Source organism: Halobacteria archaeon AArc-dxtr1, assembly GCA_025517425.1.
Taxonomy (GTDB): domain Archaea; phylum Halobacteriota; class Halobacteria; order Halobacteriales; family Natrialbaceae; genus Halostagnicola.
The window spans coordinates 473,404-489,015 of record JAOPJY010000002.1; the positions used below are offsets into that span (position 1 = coordinate 473,404).

The following is a 15,612-nucleotide window of genomic DNA, read 5'->3' on the forward strand; positions in this document are numbered from 1 at the left end:
GAGTTCGACACCCTTTCACGAGGGGGCCGAGTACCCCTATCCGATGACAGCCGACGAGGCCGATCTCGAGACCGTCGTCGCGCGGGTCCACGAGCGGGTCGATCCGGACGGCGACGAGCGCGCGGCGATGGATACCATCGCAGAGACACTACGAGAACGCGCCGAGCGCGCTGCGACAGCGCTGTGTCCGAACGCAGACGTATTACAGGTCGGCTCGACGGCCCGAGGAACCTGGATCAGCGGCGACCGGGATATCGACGTCTTCGTCCGGTTTCCGCCCGAACTCGATCGCGAGACGCTAGCCGAGTATGGGCTCGAAGTCGGGCATGCGACGTTGCCGGAGGGCCACGAGGAGTACGCCGAACATCCCTACGTGTCGGGGACGTACGACGGCTTTGACGTCGACATCGTCCCCTGTTTCCGGCTCGAGCGCGCGACCGAGATCCGATCGGCCGTCGACCGGACGCCATTTCACACCCAGTATCTGCGCGAGCAGCTTACCGCCGAGCTGGCCGCAGACGTTCGCGTCACGAAACAGTTCATGAAGGGAATCGGTGTCTATGGCAGTAACCTCCGCACACGTGGATTCAGCGGCTATCTGACCGAATTACTGGTCTGTGAGTACGGCGGCTTCCGCCCGCTGCTTACCGCGGCTGCCGACTGGCACCCGCCCGTTCGTCTCGATCCGGAAGCCCACGGACAGGCCGAGTTCGACGACCCGCTGGTCGTGATCGATCCGACCGATCCCGAGCGAAACGTCGCCGCAGTCTGTGCACCCGAAAACGTCGCGCGATTTCAGCACTACGCCCGCACGATCCTCGAGAATCCCCGGATCGAGCTGTTCGAGCCGCGATCTCCCGAGCCACTGTCGGCCGACCAAGTCCGAGCCGAAATCGAGCGCCGGGAGACGACACCAGTTGCGATCCGGTTTGACACACCAGATCTCGTCGACGACCAGCTCTACCCACAGCTTCGAAAGTCGCGCCAGGGGATCGTCAGCGGCCTCGACGAGCGGGGGTTCGACGTCGTTCGATCGGCCGCGTTCGCCAACGAGAGTGCGGCCGTCCTCGTCGAACTGGCGGTGACCGACCGCCCTCGGATCGAACACCACGACGGCCCACCAGTCCACGTCCGCGAGCACGCCGAAGGGTTTTACGACGCCTACGCCGACGATACAACCGCCTACGGGCCGTTCATCGACGGAGACCGGTACGTCGTCGAGCGCCCACGAGAGTTCACTACCGCACAGGAGTTCTTAGCGAGCGACCGTCTCCTCGACGTCGGACTCGGGGCCCACGTCGCGACAGCTCTCGAGGAGGGGTACGAGGTACTTGTCGGGTCGGAGACGGTCGAGCTGGCGTCGACGTTCGGCCACGAACTTGCTGTCTACTTCGACCCACGGCCCTGAGGGTTCCAGCCTCTCAGGACGAACGGTCGTGAACATCCTGAACCGCTTCGATCAACTCCAGCGTGCCGTCGCTCACCTCATTGGCCGGCTCGACCGGCTCCCGGCCATCGAACGTCTCGTGGATGGTGGCGACGCTGTCAGCGAGAACCTCGAGACCGTAGCCACCCTCGAGGAGAAATGCGAGGTCAGCACCGGTCGTCTCGGCCAGCGATCGCATCCGGTCTGCGAGCAACGCGTACGCCTCTGTCGTGAGACGAATCCTGGAGATGGGATCGTGTCTGTGGGCGTCGAAGCCGGCGCTCACGAGTATGAGATCGGGGTCGTACGATTCGATCGCGGTCGCGACTGGACCGTCGACGATGGCCACGTAATCGTCGTCGTCGGTGCCCGCTGGCAAGGGGACGTTCATTGTCGTGCCGTCGCCGGTTCCGGCTCCGGTCTCCTCGAGTTCGCCCGTACCGGGGTACAACCCCTCTTCGTGTAGCGAGAAAACGAACACGGACTCGTCGTCATAGAAGATGTCCTGCGTGCCATTGCCATGGTGGACGTCCCAGTCGAGAATGACGACGCGCTCGGCGCCGAGTGATTCCTGTGCGTGTCTGGCAGCGACGGCCGCGTTGTTGATGAAACAAAACCCCATCGCGTCGTCCTCGACGGCGTGGTGGCCAGGCGGCCGTCCGAGCGAGAACGGTGTCTGTCGTCCGTCGGCACCGCCGAGCGCGGCTTCGACGGCCCAACAGGCGAGGCCAGCGCTGTGGCGGATCGCGTCCCAGCTTCCGTCGCTGGCGGTCGTGTCCGGGTCCCACTCACCACCGCCGTCGGCACAGAACTCGGCGACAGCATCGACGTGTTCACGGTCGTGCGCGAGAGCCATCGTCTCCATTGAGGCAGGGGTTCCATCGACGTACGTCACGCCGTGGAGTCGTGAGAGGCGCTGTCGGATCGCCCGAAGTCGGTCCGGCGACTCCGGATGGCGTTGGCCAGGGTCGTGTGCCAGACAGGCCTCGTTGTAGCCAAACTGCATCGGTCACTCAAACAGCGAGAAGTACGTCTCGATGTCGTCGTCGGTGATCGTTCGCCGGTCGGCGTGGTGGGCGAGAATCGCCGCAGCCCGAGCGACGTTGTCGGTGTAATCTTCGAGGATATCCGCGAGCGCGATGCGGGCATCCATAGAGACGCGGTACCGGTCGTCGATTCGGCGTCTGGCGATGCGGTCGACCGGCGCAATGGGAAGTTCGAGCTCGTCGGCGTCGACTGCCGTCTGGACCCCGAAGTCGTCGGCCATCAGGGTCTTTCGCCCGTCCGCAGTCGCCCGTTCTGCGGCGTCGACCGCCAGCTCACTCCCGTGGGTCTGAATTCGCGTCGCGAGTTCCTGTGACGCGTCGGCGCTCACTCGGAGATCGCCCGCGTTCCGCCGGATGATGGTGTCGACCGGCGCGAACGGGAGTTCGACGTTCATGATGTGATAGCTGGAGCTAACGCCCTTAACGCTTTTCGTAACGCCGCGAAGACAGTCACCGGCGCGCTAGAAGACGTCGTTCGCCTCGAGTCGTCCATCGCGGACGGTTCCGCGAACGGTCACCTCTTCACCGAGACCGAGGTCTGCGCCGGTATCGACGCTCATCGTCGTCTCGCCGTCGTCTAAGACGACCGGTTCCCCGGCCTGAACGACGACACCAGTGAACTCGAGTTCGTCGCCCTCGGCTGGCTCACCATCGGACGAGTTCGCGACGTCGGAACTCGAGTCCGGTGTAGCGGGGCGTTCGGAGTCGTCACCATCCGCGCCCTCAGAGCCGTCACTTCCGGTTCCGTCGGCGAATGCCGAGAGTCCGGCCGAGGCGGTGTCGTCGGCCGCCGAATCAGGGGTTTCGGCGGCCGTCTCGGTGTCCAGAATAGTGACCGTCGAGCGCCAGCCTGCCGAGGCCTCGAGATCGTCCTGCCAGCCGTCCTGGATCTCGACGTCGGCGAGGGCAACCTCGTCGCCGGGGCCGATGTCGAAATCCGCCTTCTCGCCCCACATCGCCACGCGGATATCGCCGGTGGCATCCTGGATGCGAATGTTTCTGACCTGGCCCTCAGAGCCGTCGTCGCGGTCGAAGGTGCGTTTAGGATCGGCCGAGCGGACGACGCCCGCGATGTCGACCGTCTGACCGATCTCGACGGCCTCGATCGGCGTGCTGTCGGGGACGTAGGCGACGTCTTCGTCGACGACCTCGACCGCACCCCGATCGCCGACGTGGAGTTCGAGGTCGCCGTCGCGCTCGCGGACGTAGCCGTCGACAATTTCGACGGCACTACCGACGTCGATCTCCTCGGCTCGGGGCGCTTGGTCGTCCCAGAGGGTGACGCGAATGCGCCCGGTCTGGTCGCCGAGCGTGAGGTTCGCGACCTTCCCCTCGGAGCCGTCGTCGCGGTCGAACGTTCGGACCGAGTCAGTGGCGAGCACTTCGCCGACGAGATTGACGTTCGAGAGACCGAGCGAGAGCGCCTCGACGGTGTGGGTATCCGACAGCTGGACGTCAATCTCGGTGTCGTCGTCGGGCTGGACGTCGTCGACGCTCACCTCGACGCCCGAAAAGCCCTCCTTCGGGCGGCCTTTCACGCGGAGGACCTGCCCCTCCTCGAGCTCCTCGATGGCGGCTTCAGCGTGTTCGTCCCAGAAGGCCGCACGCACGGCGCCGGTCTCGTCTGCGACTTCGACGTTAACGACGCGGCCGTCTTCGTCCTCGCCGTCGCGCTCGAACGTCCGGACCTCACCGATGGAGACGACCTTCGCGACGAACTTCACCTCCTCCATTCCGGGTTCGATGTCCCCGACACCGCCGACCTCACTCTCGTCGAGTTCGTGAGCGACCAGCATCGCTGCCGTCTCCTCGTCGGCGAGTCCACCCATCTGCTCGACCTTCGCCTCGACCGCCTCGCGAAAGCGCTCGAGCGAGACGTCGGCCTCGAGGTCCTCGTAGACCTCCTCGATGTCGCTCATACTACTGCGGACCAGGCGCAGGCCGCGCATAAGCGTTGTCCATTCCTCCGGTGTGACCCTGCAAGCGACGCCGTGGCCGGTCTGGAACCGAGTCTCGAATCGTGATCATACCGGAGCCTGGTTCGTCATCGAATATAAACGCTCGCGAGGGAAGGCGTGGATCAGACGATTCGCGGCGTCGCCGGGTACTCCCAGGTCTCGCCCTGCAAGGCCTTTACCGCAGCCAGAATGCAAAAGACGACGTTCAGAATCGAGACGACGAACAGGAGGACGATTCCAATCGCCACGAAGACGAGAACGAACGAGACGAGCATGTAGACGGTGAACATGAGCTGCCAGTTGAGCGCGTTTCTGGCGTTCTCGGTGGCGAACTGACCGTCCGCGACGACGTAGACGATGAGTGGACCGATGAGCCACGTGAAAAGTGGGAGGACGTGGGCAAGCACCGCGAGCGCCGTCTGGTCGCCGGTCGTCTGGGACGGCGTCGGCCGAGTCTGATAATCGTCTCCGGTCGGTTCGTCCCACGCATCGTCACGTCTGGACGACGCTCCCCAGCCGTCGTCGGCGACGGGTTCGCCACACTCGGAGCAGAACTTCGCTCCGGGACTGAGCGCAGAGCCGCAGTTGTCGCAGTAGTCGTCCGACATGCCACTCACTCGCTACCCGAGGTGCTTAAAACGCGGGGCGCGGTTTCCCTCGCGGAGGCCCGTGCGGTCCGGTGGCGAGGCCCGCCCGCCCCGCCCTTTCGAAAGGGCTTTAACCGGGACAGGGCTACGAGTAGATGAGTCCTGATAGGGTAGTGGACTATCCTCTTGGCTTGCGGAGCCAGGGACCGGAGTTCAAATCTCCGTCAGGACGTTTCTCTGCAGCACAACACGACGAGCAAAGCGAGGAGTCTGTGCTGCAGGAAACTCCACCGGAGATTTGAGCAGACCAGTGGCAGCCCGCGAAGGGCCGGAGGCCCGAGCAGGAACCTCTGGGCGAGTTCAAATCTCCGGAACGTCTTCGACGTTCCGTGCTGTACGCTCGCTTTGTCACCGGCGGCTTCGCCGCCGGTTTCCAGCGGGACCGAAGGTCCCGCCCGCTTCGCGTACAACTCCGTCAGGACGCTCACTTATCGCGACGGCTTCGCATTGCTCAGCCGTCGCTCTCGGTTCGGTCCTGACGTGCCCAACGCTCACTCCGTTCGCGTTGGACTCCGTCAGGACGCTCAACCAGAGAAGCGGTGAGTTTTGTTCGTCCCCGCGTTACTCAAGTGATTTCGCTCGGTTCTGGAACTCGCCACCGCATTCCGAACAGGTTCCGGGGTGGGTTTCGGCCGCGACGATCCGCCCACACTGGAGGCACTCGTACTCCGAATCGATCTCGGAGGTGTCGTTCTCGACGTCTTGGCCTTGTGGCATATGTAACGATTCGATCCCAGAAGGCAAATATTGCACGGATACATGTCATTTACTGACATAGATTCGCCGAAGAGACGAGAACAGCGTCGCCACTCACGACTGATAACTGGGCGAGAGGAGTAAGCCCCCTTCTGTTCACCCCGGCATTCGGCTGAGCGTCCACGCCGCCCGCAAAGCGGTGCGTTCGGGCTACCTACGACGCGGACTTGCACCGGTGAGGATTCGCCGTTCCATCGATCCTCGGCCGTCGACCCTCCGCGGGTTAGCTCCCCTTCCTCGCGGTCGGGTTCGCGCGCCTCATCGGTCGAGCCGAGACGTGTCGTTTCTGTTCCAGAGCCAGCGGTCTCCCGCTCCGGACTTGCGTCCGGTCACCTGCCCGAACGGTGGGGGGACTTTCCTCGCGTGCGTGGCCCGTCCCGGAGGGACGAACCACGTTGGGTGGCCACACCGTCGCCAGCGTGGCCATCGCGGCAGCCAGGCTCTCTCTCCCAGCTAGAGTAGGGCCTTCAGGCGAATAAGTCCCTCGGTCGGGGGGTCATTCGCGTCTCTTCGAATGGAAGCGTTTTAGAGCGAGCCGTTCATGTACACCTGTATGTCACAGGGACAGGGTGTCGACCTCTCCTACGAAGACGGCGCGCGTGCCGTCGAACTTGCACGTGAGTCCGTCGAATCCTTCGTTCGTCACGGCCAACGAGAACATCCGGGTAGCATGCGCGAAGCCTTCTACGAGCGAACGGGCGCGTTCGTCAGGCTCGAGTCCACCCGCGGACGCGGAAGTCTTCGCGGCTGCGCCGGGGGCTATCGGTCGGACGAACAGCTCGGCCACGTCATCGTCGACGCAGCGATCGAAGCTGCAAGCGGCGACTCCTGTGGGTCGGAGGTCACTCCTTCGGAGCTCGACAATCTCACCGTCTCGGTCTGTACCGTCCGAAGCGTGGTCCTGACCGACGATCCAGTCGCAGACATCGAGCTCGGCACGCACGGCGTCGCCGTCGACGGCGGCGGCGAGGGGGGCTGGCTCTACCCGACCGTCCCCGTCGAGAACGGCTGGAGCGAACACGAGTACCTAGATCGAACCTGTCGCAAAGCTCGCCTCCCGCCGACGGCGTGGCAAGACGACGATGTCGTCGTCACACTCTTCGAGGGCCAGGTGTTCCGCGAGCGGGCCGGCGACGGCAGCATCGAGCAGTTGTAAGCGGCGTCGACACGACGCGATCACCAAACGAACCAGCCAGCCGGGAGCTGGTAGCAAACAGCTATATAACTATTGTGCCACAGTTGAGCGCTCGACAGTCGTGAGTGGGTTTATACGGTGGTGTCGGTCGACAGCCAAGTCGTGATGAGAGATCGCCACACCTGCACCGATCGCGACGTGATCGGGCCTGCCGACACACCGTGTCGAAAGCCAGTGACGGAACGAACAGACTGCCACACGCCGCAGACCGGAGAGCCGACAGCCTGCGGGAGTCGACGGCAGCGGGATCTCCGCCGAGGGGGGTGGCGTCGATGACCGCGATCGAAACGGCGAGCCTGACGAAACGGTACGGCGACGAGACGGCGCTGGACGGGCTCGACCTCGCAGTCGAGGAAGGCGAGGTGTTCGGGTTTTTAGGACCGAACGGGGCCGGAAAGACGACGACGATCGACCTGCTGCTCGATTTTATCCGACCGACCGAGGGGTCGGCGAGCGTCCTGGGATACGACGCACAAGCCGAAACCGACGCGGTCCGCGACCGGGTCGGCATTCTCCCGGACGGCTTCGACCTGTGGGAGCGCTCTTCGGGGTACCGACACCTGGAGTTCGCCCTCGAATCCAAAGACGGAACGGAGTCACCGGAGGCGTTACTCGATCGCGTCGGCCTAGACGAGCGTGACGCCGAGCGGCCAGTTGGGGACTACTCGAAGGGGATGCGCCAGCGCCTGGCGATGGCGATGGCACTGGTCGGCGACCCGGACGTGCTGGTGCTCGACGAGCCCTCGTCGGGGCTCGACCCCCACGGCATCCAGACGTTCCAGGAGATTATCCGCGAGGAGGCTGCCGGCGGCACGACCGTCTTCTTCTCGAGTCACATCCTCGGACAGGTGGCGGCGGTCTGTGACCGGGTCGCCATCTTAGACGGCGGCGAGCTCGTCACCGTCGACACCATCGCGGGGCTTCGCGAGCGCTCGGGCGTCGGCTCGAGCCTCGTCGTCGACGTCGCCGGGGAGCCCGCACCCGACCTCGCGTCGATCGAGGGCGTCACCGAGGTGACAGCCGAAGACGACGGTCGGCTCCGGATCACCTACGCCGACCCGGCCGCAAAGGGGCTGGCGATCCACCGGCTCGTCGACTCCGGAGCCACCGTCCTCGACTTCGAGATAGAAGAGGCGACCCTGGAGGACCTCTTCTCGGCGTTCACGGGGGTCGACGCGAAGTCCGTGCAGCGGTCGTCTCCAAACGCAGACGAAGCGGCGACGGCGGCGGCTGATGGCGGCGAGTTAGCCCAGAACGCGGACGGACCAGCAGCCGCGCCAACGGAGGTGGATCGATGAGTACGACGCTGCTGGCCCGCAAGGATTTCGAGGACGCGATTCGCTCGAAGATGATCTGGGCGGTGATGGGCGTCTTCGTCTTCCTGATGGGAATTATCGCCGTCGGCGCGGCGACCGACAACCTCTCAGAAGCCGAGCCGACGGAGGTAATCGGCGTCGTCGCCAACATCGGGGGACTCCTGCTCATCCCGATTCTGGCCCTGCTCGTCGGCTACATGGCCATCGTCGGCGAGCGACAGTCGGGCAGTCTGCGGGTGCTGTTCGGCCTGTCGCACAGCCGCTGGGACGTCTTCGCCGGCAAGCTGCTGAGTCGACTGGGAGTTATCGCCATCGCGTCAGTGGTCGCCTGCCTCGTCGCCATCGTGATCGCGGTCGGGCTCTTCGAGGATGTCCCGATCGGGACCTTCCTCGGCTTCTCGGTGCTGACGATCCTTCTGGGGATGGCCTTTACCGCCATCGGCGTCGGCGTCTCGGCGATGGCGTCCTCGCGAATGCAGGCGATGGCCGGCGCGATCGGGAGCTACGTCGTGTTCACGCTCGTCTGGCATCCGGCCGTCACGGCCGTCCACTACCTCGTCGAAGGAGAGCTGCCGGGGCTCGAGGCTCCCGAGTGGTACTTCTTCCTCCTGAGTCTGAATCCGCTCGAGGCCTACCGCGCCGTCTCAAGCGAGCTAGCAGACCAGTTCATCTGGCCGATGCTCGGCTGGCAGAACATGATCGAGGACATCCCCGAGGAGACGATGCAAGAGCCGAACGCACTCCTGGTCTCGAACCGGGTGAGCGGCGACCTGCCCTTTTACCTCAGCGACTGGTTCGCCGCCGTAATCTTGCTGTTCTGGATCGTGCTTCCGCTCGCGATCGGTTACTGGTGGTTCGAGCGGGCGGATCTCAACTGACAGGTGTTGTGTCAGGTCGTGTCGACATCTGCATCGCACTCGAGATTCGCCTGGAGCACGTCCTCGAAGGCGTCGAAGCCGGCGTGGACGACGAGCCAGAGTACGGGAACATTCACGATGGCGACGGCGACGTACGCCAATAAGCCGAATGGGCTGGCAATAGTGAAGGCGACGGCGCTCGCGATCAGAGAGAGGATGCCGATAAGCAGTAACTGAACGACCAGCCGGTTGGCGATATCGTGGGTCGTCGGTTCGGTATCGAAAGAGGGAGTTGCCATATCGACACACTCGCGACGGGATACTTATACATTTGAGTTGTCGAATTCGACCGCCTCGGCGTCGGCGAGACAGCGATCGCTGGCCGCGTCGAGGTCGAATTCCCGGACGATCTCACCATCCCGGATCAGCGGTTCGAGCAGCGCCTCACCGTCGGCGGGGGCAGCGGTTGTTCCTCTTGCCGTGGCGTCTGACTCGGACCCCGACTCGCCCGCAGAGGCCGCATCCGCCAACGCGACGTGGTGGCCGCCGTCGGGCGTCCGGTAGACATCCTTGACGCCCGAGAGCTTGCCGCGCTTCGAGATTGGCTCGTTTCCTAGTTCGACGATATCGAGGCTGAAGTCGACGGGATCAGCGTTCGTGACGTGGCTGCCGACGCCGAAGCCGTCGGCGACGTCACGCAGTTCCCGCATCGTCTCGGGCGTAATGCCGCCGCTACAGAAGATATCGACGTCGTCGTGGCCCCGTGCGTCGAGCTCCCAGCGGACCTCCCGGAGGATATGCCGGAAGTCACCGCGCCGGGAGCCCGTGGTGTCGATCCGGACGCCATCCAGGCGGTCGCCGAGCGTCTCGGCGGCCAGCAGACTCTCTGCTTTCTCGTCCCAGAAGGTGTCGACGAGGACGATTCGCGGGACGTCCTCGGGGACAGCCTCGTCGAAGGCCGTCCAGGCGTCAGCCTGATTTCCCTGCCCGAAGGCAAAGACGAGCGCGTGGGGCATCGTGCCACTTGGCTCACGATCCAGGAGTTCGCCTGCAGCGACGTGAGAGAAGCCGTCGAATCCTGCCAGCAGGGCCGCTCTCTCGACGGTTGCGGCGATGGCGGGGTGGACGTGGCGCGCGCCGAACGAAAGCGCGAGCGAGTCGGGGGCGGCACGGCGCGCCTCGAGCGCCGCCGTCGCAAACGCGCTGGGCTGTGATAGAAAGCCAAGCAGCGAGGTCTCGAGTTCGGCGAACTCCCGGTAGGGGCCCTCGATTCGCATGACTGGACCGCCGTCGAAGAGTTGACCGTCCGGCAACGCGTCGACGTCGAGCGACCGGCCCGAGAGCAGCGTCGCGACCTCACGGACGCCGGTGAACACCTCGAAGGCGCCGGTCGGGAACTGGTCGGCGGTCACCTCGGCGACGACGTGGGGATCTTTTTCGGCGTGCTCGAGCGTGGTCTGGGTCCGCTCGAAGTAGGCGTCCGTCGCCGTCCCCTCGAGAATCGCCTCCGAGGGGACCGTGTCGAACGGGTTTGACATAGGGTCGCTTTCCTCCGGAGCGCGAAAAAGCTACCCTCTCGCCACCAGAGCGCAGCTCCGGGAATGTGTGCCCGTCTCCGTCCATGACGGCGAGTTAGGGCTACGAACGGTGCCGGATTGCAAGCACGGCGACCAGCAGCGCCACGACGGCGACCGGGGCGCCCAGACCGGGGATGGCGTCGATAGCGCTGGACGAATCGTCGTCAGCCGGTTCGTCCACGGATCCTGCACCCCCGTTCTGACCGGTGGTGACGCCGGGTTCGATCGCCGAAAGATCGTCGACAGACGGTGCGCGCACGATCGTCACGGTGTCGCCGTCGTGCTCGATCGCGTAGGCACCGGGGTAATCGGCATCGATCTCGTAGACGTCTCCGGTCTCGGAGACCGCCTCGGCGTCGTGGATCTCGAGCAGTGAGCGATAGCCCTCGAGGAACGCCTCAGCTTCGGATTCTTCGGTCCACTCGGTCTGCCAGACGTAGCCGCTCTCCGAGAGCGCCGCGTCGAGGTCGGTTGCCGGATCGACGTCCGTGCTGGCGTAGACGACCAGTTCGTCGCCGGCCCAGCCGTCGGTGTAGGTCTGGTCGTACTCGTACTGTGCGCCGCCCGCGCCGCCGGGCGAGAGGAAGCCGGATGGATCGAGGACCGAAGGGGAGCTGTCGCGGGTTCCGTCCGCGAACATCGCGACCATGCCGGCCTCGCCGATCGTGTCGCGTGCGACCTCGCCGTCGACCTCGTACTGCTGCCAGCCCTCGTCCGAGCGGTCCGCGACCTCGATCGATCGCGGCTCGCGGTCCTCACCGGGACGGATCACCTCAGCCGAACTCGCGGGTGGGTCGTCGTAGGCGGCGTTGACGGCGTCCCACCCGCCGGTGTCGAGCAGGTGATCGACGTACGCCGGACCGTCGACGTAGGGGTAGATGGTGCTGAAGTACAGCCCCCAGTTGAACGACGATGGCGGCGGACTCGGATTCGTCTCGGGAAGCGTACAGTCCCACGCTGTGTCACAGCGATCTGCATACTCGCGTTCGACCCAGACCGCGTCACCCTCGACGAGACCGTTGACTGCGTGATCTTGATCCTGCGTCTCACGGTCGAAATCCGCCAGCCCGAAGTGCTGGTCCTGGAGGGCGTGAAGCAGCTCGTGGGCGAGGGTTACTTCGTCGAGTTCGGGCTCGTCTGCCTGCTCGGAGACGAGCACGATACGCTCGTCGCCGGGATCGTAGAAGCCGAGCACGGAATCCCCATAGAGGGTCTCGCGGGCGTCGCCGGCGTCCCGGTCGCGGTCGGCGACGAACAGCGCCTCGAGCCGGACGTTCTCGACGAACGCCTCCTCGGAGCTGCGATCGGCGACGAGTTGCTCTTCGTCCTGGAACTCCTCGCGCGAGAGGACCTCGACCGGCGGCGTCTCCTCGAAGGGGAGTTCGCGGATCTGCTCGACCCGGGCCATCGACCGGTAGACCACCGCGTCGAGTTCGTCGTCGACCACGACGGCGTCGTCGCGGTCGTCGACTGGTAGCGTGTCGTCGTACCAGTAGCCCTCGACGTAGCCGAGCGTCTCCGCGGTTTCGTGATTCCCGGTGCGGTCGTCGTCGCCCGCGACCGAATCGAAAAGGGGGACCCCGCCGAGCGCCAGCCCAACGACGAGTATCGATGCGACGGCGAGGACGGAGAGGAGAACCGATCGATTCGAAGGCATCTCAGGTGCGATGGCGGATGATATGACCCCGGTGCTAAAAAGCGCGCCGCCACCTCGTCAGGGGGGTTTTGAGGGGAGACTCCCTACGACCGACTATGACACTCGAACCGAACGAGACTGCACTCGTCGTGGTGGACATGCAAAACGGCTTCTGTCACCCTGACGGGGCGCTGTACGCACCGGGAAGCGAAGCCGCGGTCGAGCCGGTCGCCGACCTCGTCTCGCGGGCCCGCGAAGCCGATGTCCAGGTGATCTACACCCGAGACGTTCACCCGCCCGACCAGTTCGACGAGACCAACTACTACGACGAGTTCGAGCAGTGGGGCGAACACGTCCTCGAGGGATCCTGGGGTGCCGAGATCGTCGACGATCTCACCGTCCGAGACGACGACCACGTCGTCGAGAAACACACCTACGACGCGTTCTATCAGACCGAACTGGAGGGGTGGCTAGAGGCACGGGACATCCAAAATCTCGCCTTCTGTGGAACGCTCGCCAACGTCTGTGTCCTCCACAGTGCCGGGAGCGCCGGACTGCGAGATTTCCGGCCGATCCTGGTCGAAGACTGCATCGGTGCCATCGAGGACGACCACCGCGAGTACGCACTGGACCACGCCGAGTGGCTCTTCGGCGAGGTCGTCTCGAGTGAGGCGGCCGTGCTCCCCTTTTGAGAGGATGACCCTCCGTGGTGACGCCACGAGGGCGCCTGTAGATGGGAGCCCGATTTAGCGAGTGCAATCGTTGAGCCACAGAGGGAGGGGCTCCGGCCCTTCAGAGTAGGTATGATCGAACCGGTCTCACCTGTCGTTCAGACCGCGATCTATCTTGATTCAGCGAGAGAATCCCGCCCTTCCCGCGAAGGACGAGTGTTCCGACGCTCAGTCGGAACCGAGGACTGAGCAGGGCGGGAGTGAATCGCGTAAGCTCTGGTGAGAAGCCGCCGAGTTACTGCTGGTCTTGAGTCTCCAACGTGTCGAGTCCGGCTTCTAACAACTCTGTATAGGCTTCTGATAGCGTCAGATCGCGTTCCTCTGCGAAGTCTTTGATACGTCCCTGTAACGTGTGGGTTATTTCTACGTTTGGTCGCATGGTCCAACAGTCTTTTATGCACGGAAACCTAACAATCTGTCGTCGTGAAGCGTGCCAACACGTTTGCCGTGCGACCGCTCACCGACGACGATGAGCAGGTGCTACACGACCTGTTGGACGCTTCCGCCGCTCTCTGGAACGAGATCAATTACCAGCGTCTCATGCGCTACAACGACGAAGACGGCTTCGACGGTGACGTGTGGGACGCCGATACCGGCGCTCTCGAAGGCAAATACAAAGGCGTTCTCGGTGCGTCTACCGCTCAAACTGTCCGGCGAGCAAACAGCGAAGCGTGGCGGTCGTTCTTTCGATTGAAAAAGAAGTTTCACGACGAGTCGAACACGTCGGTTACGGAACACCCGGAACCGCCGGGCTTCCGTGGCAACGAAGACGACGGACGTGTTCTCAAAGGCGTCGTCCGAAAGGACGCTTACACCGTCGAATGGAGCGACCGCTCTCGGCTTGAGATGGTTGTCGGAAAAGAACTCCGTGATAGGCACAACAGCCCGAAAAGCCGTCTTCGGCTCGAAATCGTTGGTAAACCAAGCTGGCCCGACTACGAGGACCAGAGCCGGTTGGAATTGTGGTACGACGAGACTGACAACACCTTCCGAGCTTCGCAACCCGTGACTGTTTCTGACGAGACACGGGATACTCCACTGGCCGATGAAAAGGCCGCTCTGGACATTGGTGCAAACAATCTCGTCGCCTGTACCACCACGACCGGCGAGCAATACCTCTACGAAGGCCGCGAGTTGTTCCAGCGATTCCGTGAGACGACGCGAGAAATATCCCGGTTGCAGTCCAAGCTACCGGAAGGCCGATACAGTAGCGAGCGTATCCGGCGACTGTATCGGAAACGGACTCGTCGCCGCGACCACGCACAAGAGACACTGTGTCGTGACTTGCTCGAACGGCTGTACGGCGAGGGCGTGGACACGGTGTATATCGGCGGTTTGACCGATGTACTCGACACCCACTGGTCGGTTGAGACGAACGCCAAGACCCACAACTTCTGGGCGTTCAAGCAGTTTACCGAGCGACTGGCGTGTAACGCCGAGGAATACGGCATCTCAGTCGAAGTGCGGTCAGAGGCATGGACCAGCCAAGAGTGCCCCCAGTGCGGTTCGACAGACCGAACGACACGGCACCAAGACACGCTCACCTGTCCGTGTGGATTCGAGGGGCACGCCGACCTTACAGCGTCAGAAACGTTCCTGAGACGGCACACAGAGAAAGCAGTCAGGCCGATGGCACGGCCCGTGCGGTTCGAGTGGGACGACCACAACTGGTCGGAGTTACCACGCTCTCACCGTCCCAAAGAACAGCGCACAGACCCGAGTACCGTCCACCGTGACGGGAATGTTGCTTCCGGCGAGTCTTAGACCGGCTGAGACTCCCACGGAGGAAACCGCGCCGTTTACGGCGCGGAGGATGTCATCTCTACTGTCTCAGTGTCATGGTAGTCGGGCTCTACATAGACGGTCGTGTCTGGACCAAGGCCCGGTAGCGCCCGTTGGTCACTCCCCCCGAAAGATGCGGTAGGCGCCCTGTCCGGTCGCAACTTCCCGCGTCTCGCCGTCTGGTGTGGTGCTCTCGACGACGACCTCGCTGACGCCGACCGTCGAACCGACGCGGACCACGTCGGCGGTAGCGGTCAGGTCGCCAGTCGCGGGCCGCAGATAGTTAACGTTGAGCGTGATCGTGGCCACGTCCGCCGAAATCGGATTCTCGAGTTCGGTCCGAAGCGAGAGTCCGCCTGCCGTATCGATCAGCGTCGCGGCGATGCCGCCGTGGATATCCGGCCGCGTCCCCTCGGGCGCCTGCGGTCGTGCGTTCGTCAGCTTCTCGTCGTACGGAATCGAGAGCGTCAGGGTTCCGGTGTCGAGATGCTCGACACCGGTGCCGATCCACGAGAGAAACTCCTGGTGATCGTCGACGTAGTGCTGTAACAGCGTTTCGAGATCGCCCTCACCGAGCGGGTTCGACGACGTGTCGGAATCTACCATACGGTCCGTTCACGAGCCGCGCTCTTGATCGCTGTGCTTCGGGCCCGACTCGCCGTATCGATCGCCTAAATCGGAGTCG

General features: G+C 64.0%; 15 protein-coding genes, 1 tRNA gene and 1 other RNA gene. 7 read left to right on the forward strand and 10 right to left on the reverse strand.

The features are described from left to right. Positions 1–43: 43 nt before the first annotated feature. On the forward strand, positions 44–1,408 hold the full coding sequence (cca, locus tag OB905_11195) for a CCA tRNA nucleotidyltransferase (protein MCU4926540.1): 1,365 nt from the start codon (positions 44–46) through the stop codon (positions 1,406–1,408). A 13-nt stretch (positions 1,409–1,421) separates the two neighbouring features. Here the strand turns inward: cca and OB905_11200 are convergent, their stop codons facing one another. From OB905_11200 to OB905_11215, 4 genes are all read right to left on the reverse strand, one after another. Further along, positions 1,422–2,432 carry a histone deacetylase gene (locus tag OB905_11200; protein MCU4926541.1) on the reverse strand — a complete coding sequence of 337 codons (1,011 nt, stop codon included), beginning with the start codon at positions 2,430–2,432 and terminating at the stop codon, positions 1,422–1,424. A gap of 3 nt (positions 2,433–2,435) precedes the next feature. Beyond that, entirely contained in the window at positions 2,436–2,867 is a 432-nt protein-coding gene (locus OB905_11205) for an NFYB/HAP3 family transcription factor subunit (GenBank protein ID MCU4926542.1), read from the reverse strand. 66 nt (positions 2,868–2,933) lie between these two features. After that, positions 2,934–4,391 (reverse strand): single-stranded DNA binding protein, encoded by a 1,458-nt coding sequence (locus OB905_11210; protein MCU4926543.1) that lies wholly within the window; start codon positions 4,389–4,391, stop codon positions 2,934–2,936. A gap of 161 nt (positions 4,392–4,552) precedes the next feature. Next, positions 4,553–5,038, reverse strand: a complete 486-nt coding sequence (locus OB905_11215; GenBank protein MCU4926544.1) for a DUF4870 domain-containing protein — start codon at positions 5,036–5,038, stop codon at positions 4,553–4,555. 138 nt (positions 5,039–5,176) lie between these two features. Between OB905_11215 and OB905_11220 the strand changes: the two genes are divergently transcribed. Further along, positions 5,177–5,249, forward strand: a tRNA-Arg gene (locus tag OB905_11220). Positions 5,250–5,638: 389 nt separating this feature from the next. Here OB905_11220 and OB905_11225 read toward each other — a convergent pair. Together OB905_11225 and rnpB are read right to left on the reverse strand one after the other, a co-directional pair. Continuing rightward, complete coding sequence (locus OB905_11225; protein MCU4926545.1) at positions 5,639–5,794, reverse strand: rubrerythrin-like domain-containing protein; 156 nt, start codon at positions 5,792–5,794, stop codon at positions 5,639–5,641. 108 nt (positions 5,795–5,902) lie between these two features. Further along, positions 5,903–6,284, reverse strand: an RNA gene (gene rnpB / locus OB905_11230) — RNase P RNA component. 102 nt (positions 6,285–6,386) lie between these two features. Here rnpB and OB905_11235 point away from each other — a divergent pair. The 3 genes from OB905_11235 to OB905_11245 all read left to right on the forward strand — a co-directional run bounded on the left by OB905_11235 (position 6,387) and on the right by OB905_11245 (position 9,222). Then, on the forward strand, positions 6,387–6,989 hold the full coding sequence (locus tag OB905_11235) for a TIGR00296 family protein (protein ID MCU4926546.1): 603 nt from the start codon (positions 6,387–6,389) through the stop codon (positions 6,987–6,989). Between the two features lie 311 nt (positions 6,990–7,300). After that, positions 7,301–8,326, forward strand: coding sequence for an ABC transporter ATP-binding protein (locus tag OB905_11240; GenBank protein ID MCU4926547.1), 1,026 nt, complete (start codon positions 7,301–7,303; stop codon positions 8,324–8,326). Beyond that, on the forward strand, positions 8,323–9,222 hold the full coding sequence (locus tag OB905_11245; protein MCU4926548.1) for an ABC transporter permease: 900 nt from the start codon (positions 8,323–8,325) through the stop codon (positions 9,220–9,222). The genes OB905_11240 and OB905_11245 overlap by 4 nt, the downstream gene beginning before the upstream one ends. Positions 9,223–9,233: 11 nt before the next feature. On the opposite strand, the gene OB905_11250 is transcribed toward OB905_11245, so the two are convergent. The 3 genes from OB905_11250 to OB905_11260 all read right to left on the reverse strand — a co-directional run bounded on the left by OB905_11250 (position 9,234) and on the right by OB905_11260 (position 12,435). Further along, positions 9,234–9,500, reverse strand: coding sequence for a hypothetical protein (locus OB905_11250; GenBank protein MCU4926549.1), 267 nt, complete (start codon positions 9,498–9,500; stop codon positions 9,234–9,236). Positions 9,501–9,524: 24 nt separating this feature from the next. Then, complete coding sequence (locus OB905_11255) at positions 9,525–10,739, reverse strand: nicotinate phosphoribosyltransferase (protein ID MCU4926550.1); 1,215 nt, start codon at positions 10,737–10,739, stop codon at positions 9,525–9,527. Positions 10,740–10,839: 100 nt separating this feature from the next. Then, positions 10,840–12,435: an Hvo_1808 family surface protein gene (locus OB905_11260; protein MCU4926551.1), complete on the reverse strand. Its 1,596-nt coding sequence runs from the start codon at positions 12,433–12,435 to the stop codon at positions 10,840–10,842. A 95-nt stretch (positions 12,436–12,530) separates the two neighbouring features. On the opposite strand from OB905_11260, the gene OB905_11265 reads away from it, so the two are divergent. Together OB905_11265 and OB905_11270 are read left to right on the forward strand one after the other, a co-directional pair. Continuing rightward, the gene (locus tag OB905_11265) at positions 12,531–13,106 is read left to right on the forward strand and encodes a cysteine hydrolase (GenBank protein MCU4926552.1); all 576 of its coding nucleotides are present in this window, start codon (positions 12,531–12,533) and stop codon (positions 13,104–13,106) included. A gap of 462 nt (positions 13,107–13,568) precedes the next feature. Beyond that, on the forward strand, positions 13,569–14,909 hold the full coding sequence (locus OB905_11270) for a transposase (GenBank protein MCU4926553.1): 1,341 nt from the start codon (positions 13,569–13,571) through the stop codon (positions 14,907–14,909). Positions 14,910–15,044: 135 nt separating this feature from the next. Here OB905_11270 and OB905_11275 read toward each other — a convergent pair whose 3' ends face one another. Further along, the gene (locus tag OB905_11275) at positions 15,045–15,533 is read right to left on the reverse strand and encodes a PaaI family thioesterase (GenBank protein MCU4926554.1); all 489 of its coding nucleotides are present in this window, start codon (positions 15,531–15,533) and stop codon (positions 15,045–15,047) included. Positions 15,534–15,612: the final 79 nt, after the last annotated feature.

Coding starts and splice junctions, on each gene's coding strand:
- cca (MCU4926540.1), top strand. CDS start 44: ATGACAGCCGACGAGGCCGATCTCGAGACCGTCGTCGCGCGGGTCCAC.
- OB905_11200 (MCU4926541.1), bottom strand. CDS start 2,432: ATGCAGTTTGGCTACAACGAGGCCTGTCTGGCACACGACCCTGGCCAA.
- OB905_11205 (MCU4926542.1), bottom strand. CDS start 2,867: ATGAACGTCGAACTCCCGTTCGCGCCGGTCGACACCATCATCCGGCGG.
- OB905_11210 (MCU4926543.1), bottom strand. CDS start 4,391: ATGAGCGACATCGAGGAGGTCTACGAGGACCTCGAGGCCGACGTCTCG.
- OB905_11215 (MCU4926544.1), bottom strand. CDS start 5,038: ATGTCGGACGACTACTGCGACAACTGCGGCTCTGCGCTCAGTCCCGGA.
- OB905_11225 (MCU4926545.1), bottom strand. CDS start 5,794: ATGCCACAAGGCCAAGACGTCGAGAACGACACCTCCGAGATCGATTCG.
- OB905_11235 (MCU4926546.1), top strand. CDS start 6,387: ATGTCACAGGGACAGGGTGTCGACCTCTCCTACGAAGACGGCGCGCGT.
- OB905_11240 (MCU4926547.1), top strand. CDS start 7,301: ATGACCGCGATCGAAACGGCGAGCCTGACGAAACGGTACGGCGACGAG.
- OB905_11245 (MCU4926548.1), top strand. CDS start 8,323: ATGAGTACGACGCTGCTGGCCCGCAAGGATTTCGAGGACGCGATTCGC.
- OB905_11250 (MCU4926549.1), bottom strand. CDS start 9,500: ATGGCAACTCCCTCTTTCGATACCGAACCGACGACCCACGATATCGCC.
- OB905_11255 (MCU4926550.1), bottom strand. CDS start 10,739: ATGTCAAACCCGTTCGACACGGTCCCCTCGGAGGCGATTCTCGAGGGG.
- OB905_11260 (MCU4926551.1), bottom strand. CDS start 12,435: ATGCCTTCGAATCGATCGGTTCTCCTCTCCGTCCTCGCCGTCGCATCG.
- OB905_11265 (MCU4926552.1), top strand. CDS start 12,531: ATGACACTCGAACCGAACGAGACTGCACTCGTCGTGGTGGACATGCAA.
- OB905_11275 (MCU4926554.1), bottom strand. CDS start 15,533: ATGGTAGATTCCGACACGTCGTCGAACCCGCTCGGTGAGGGCGATCTC.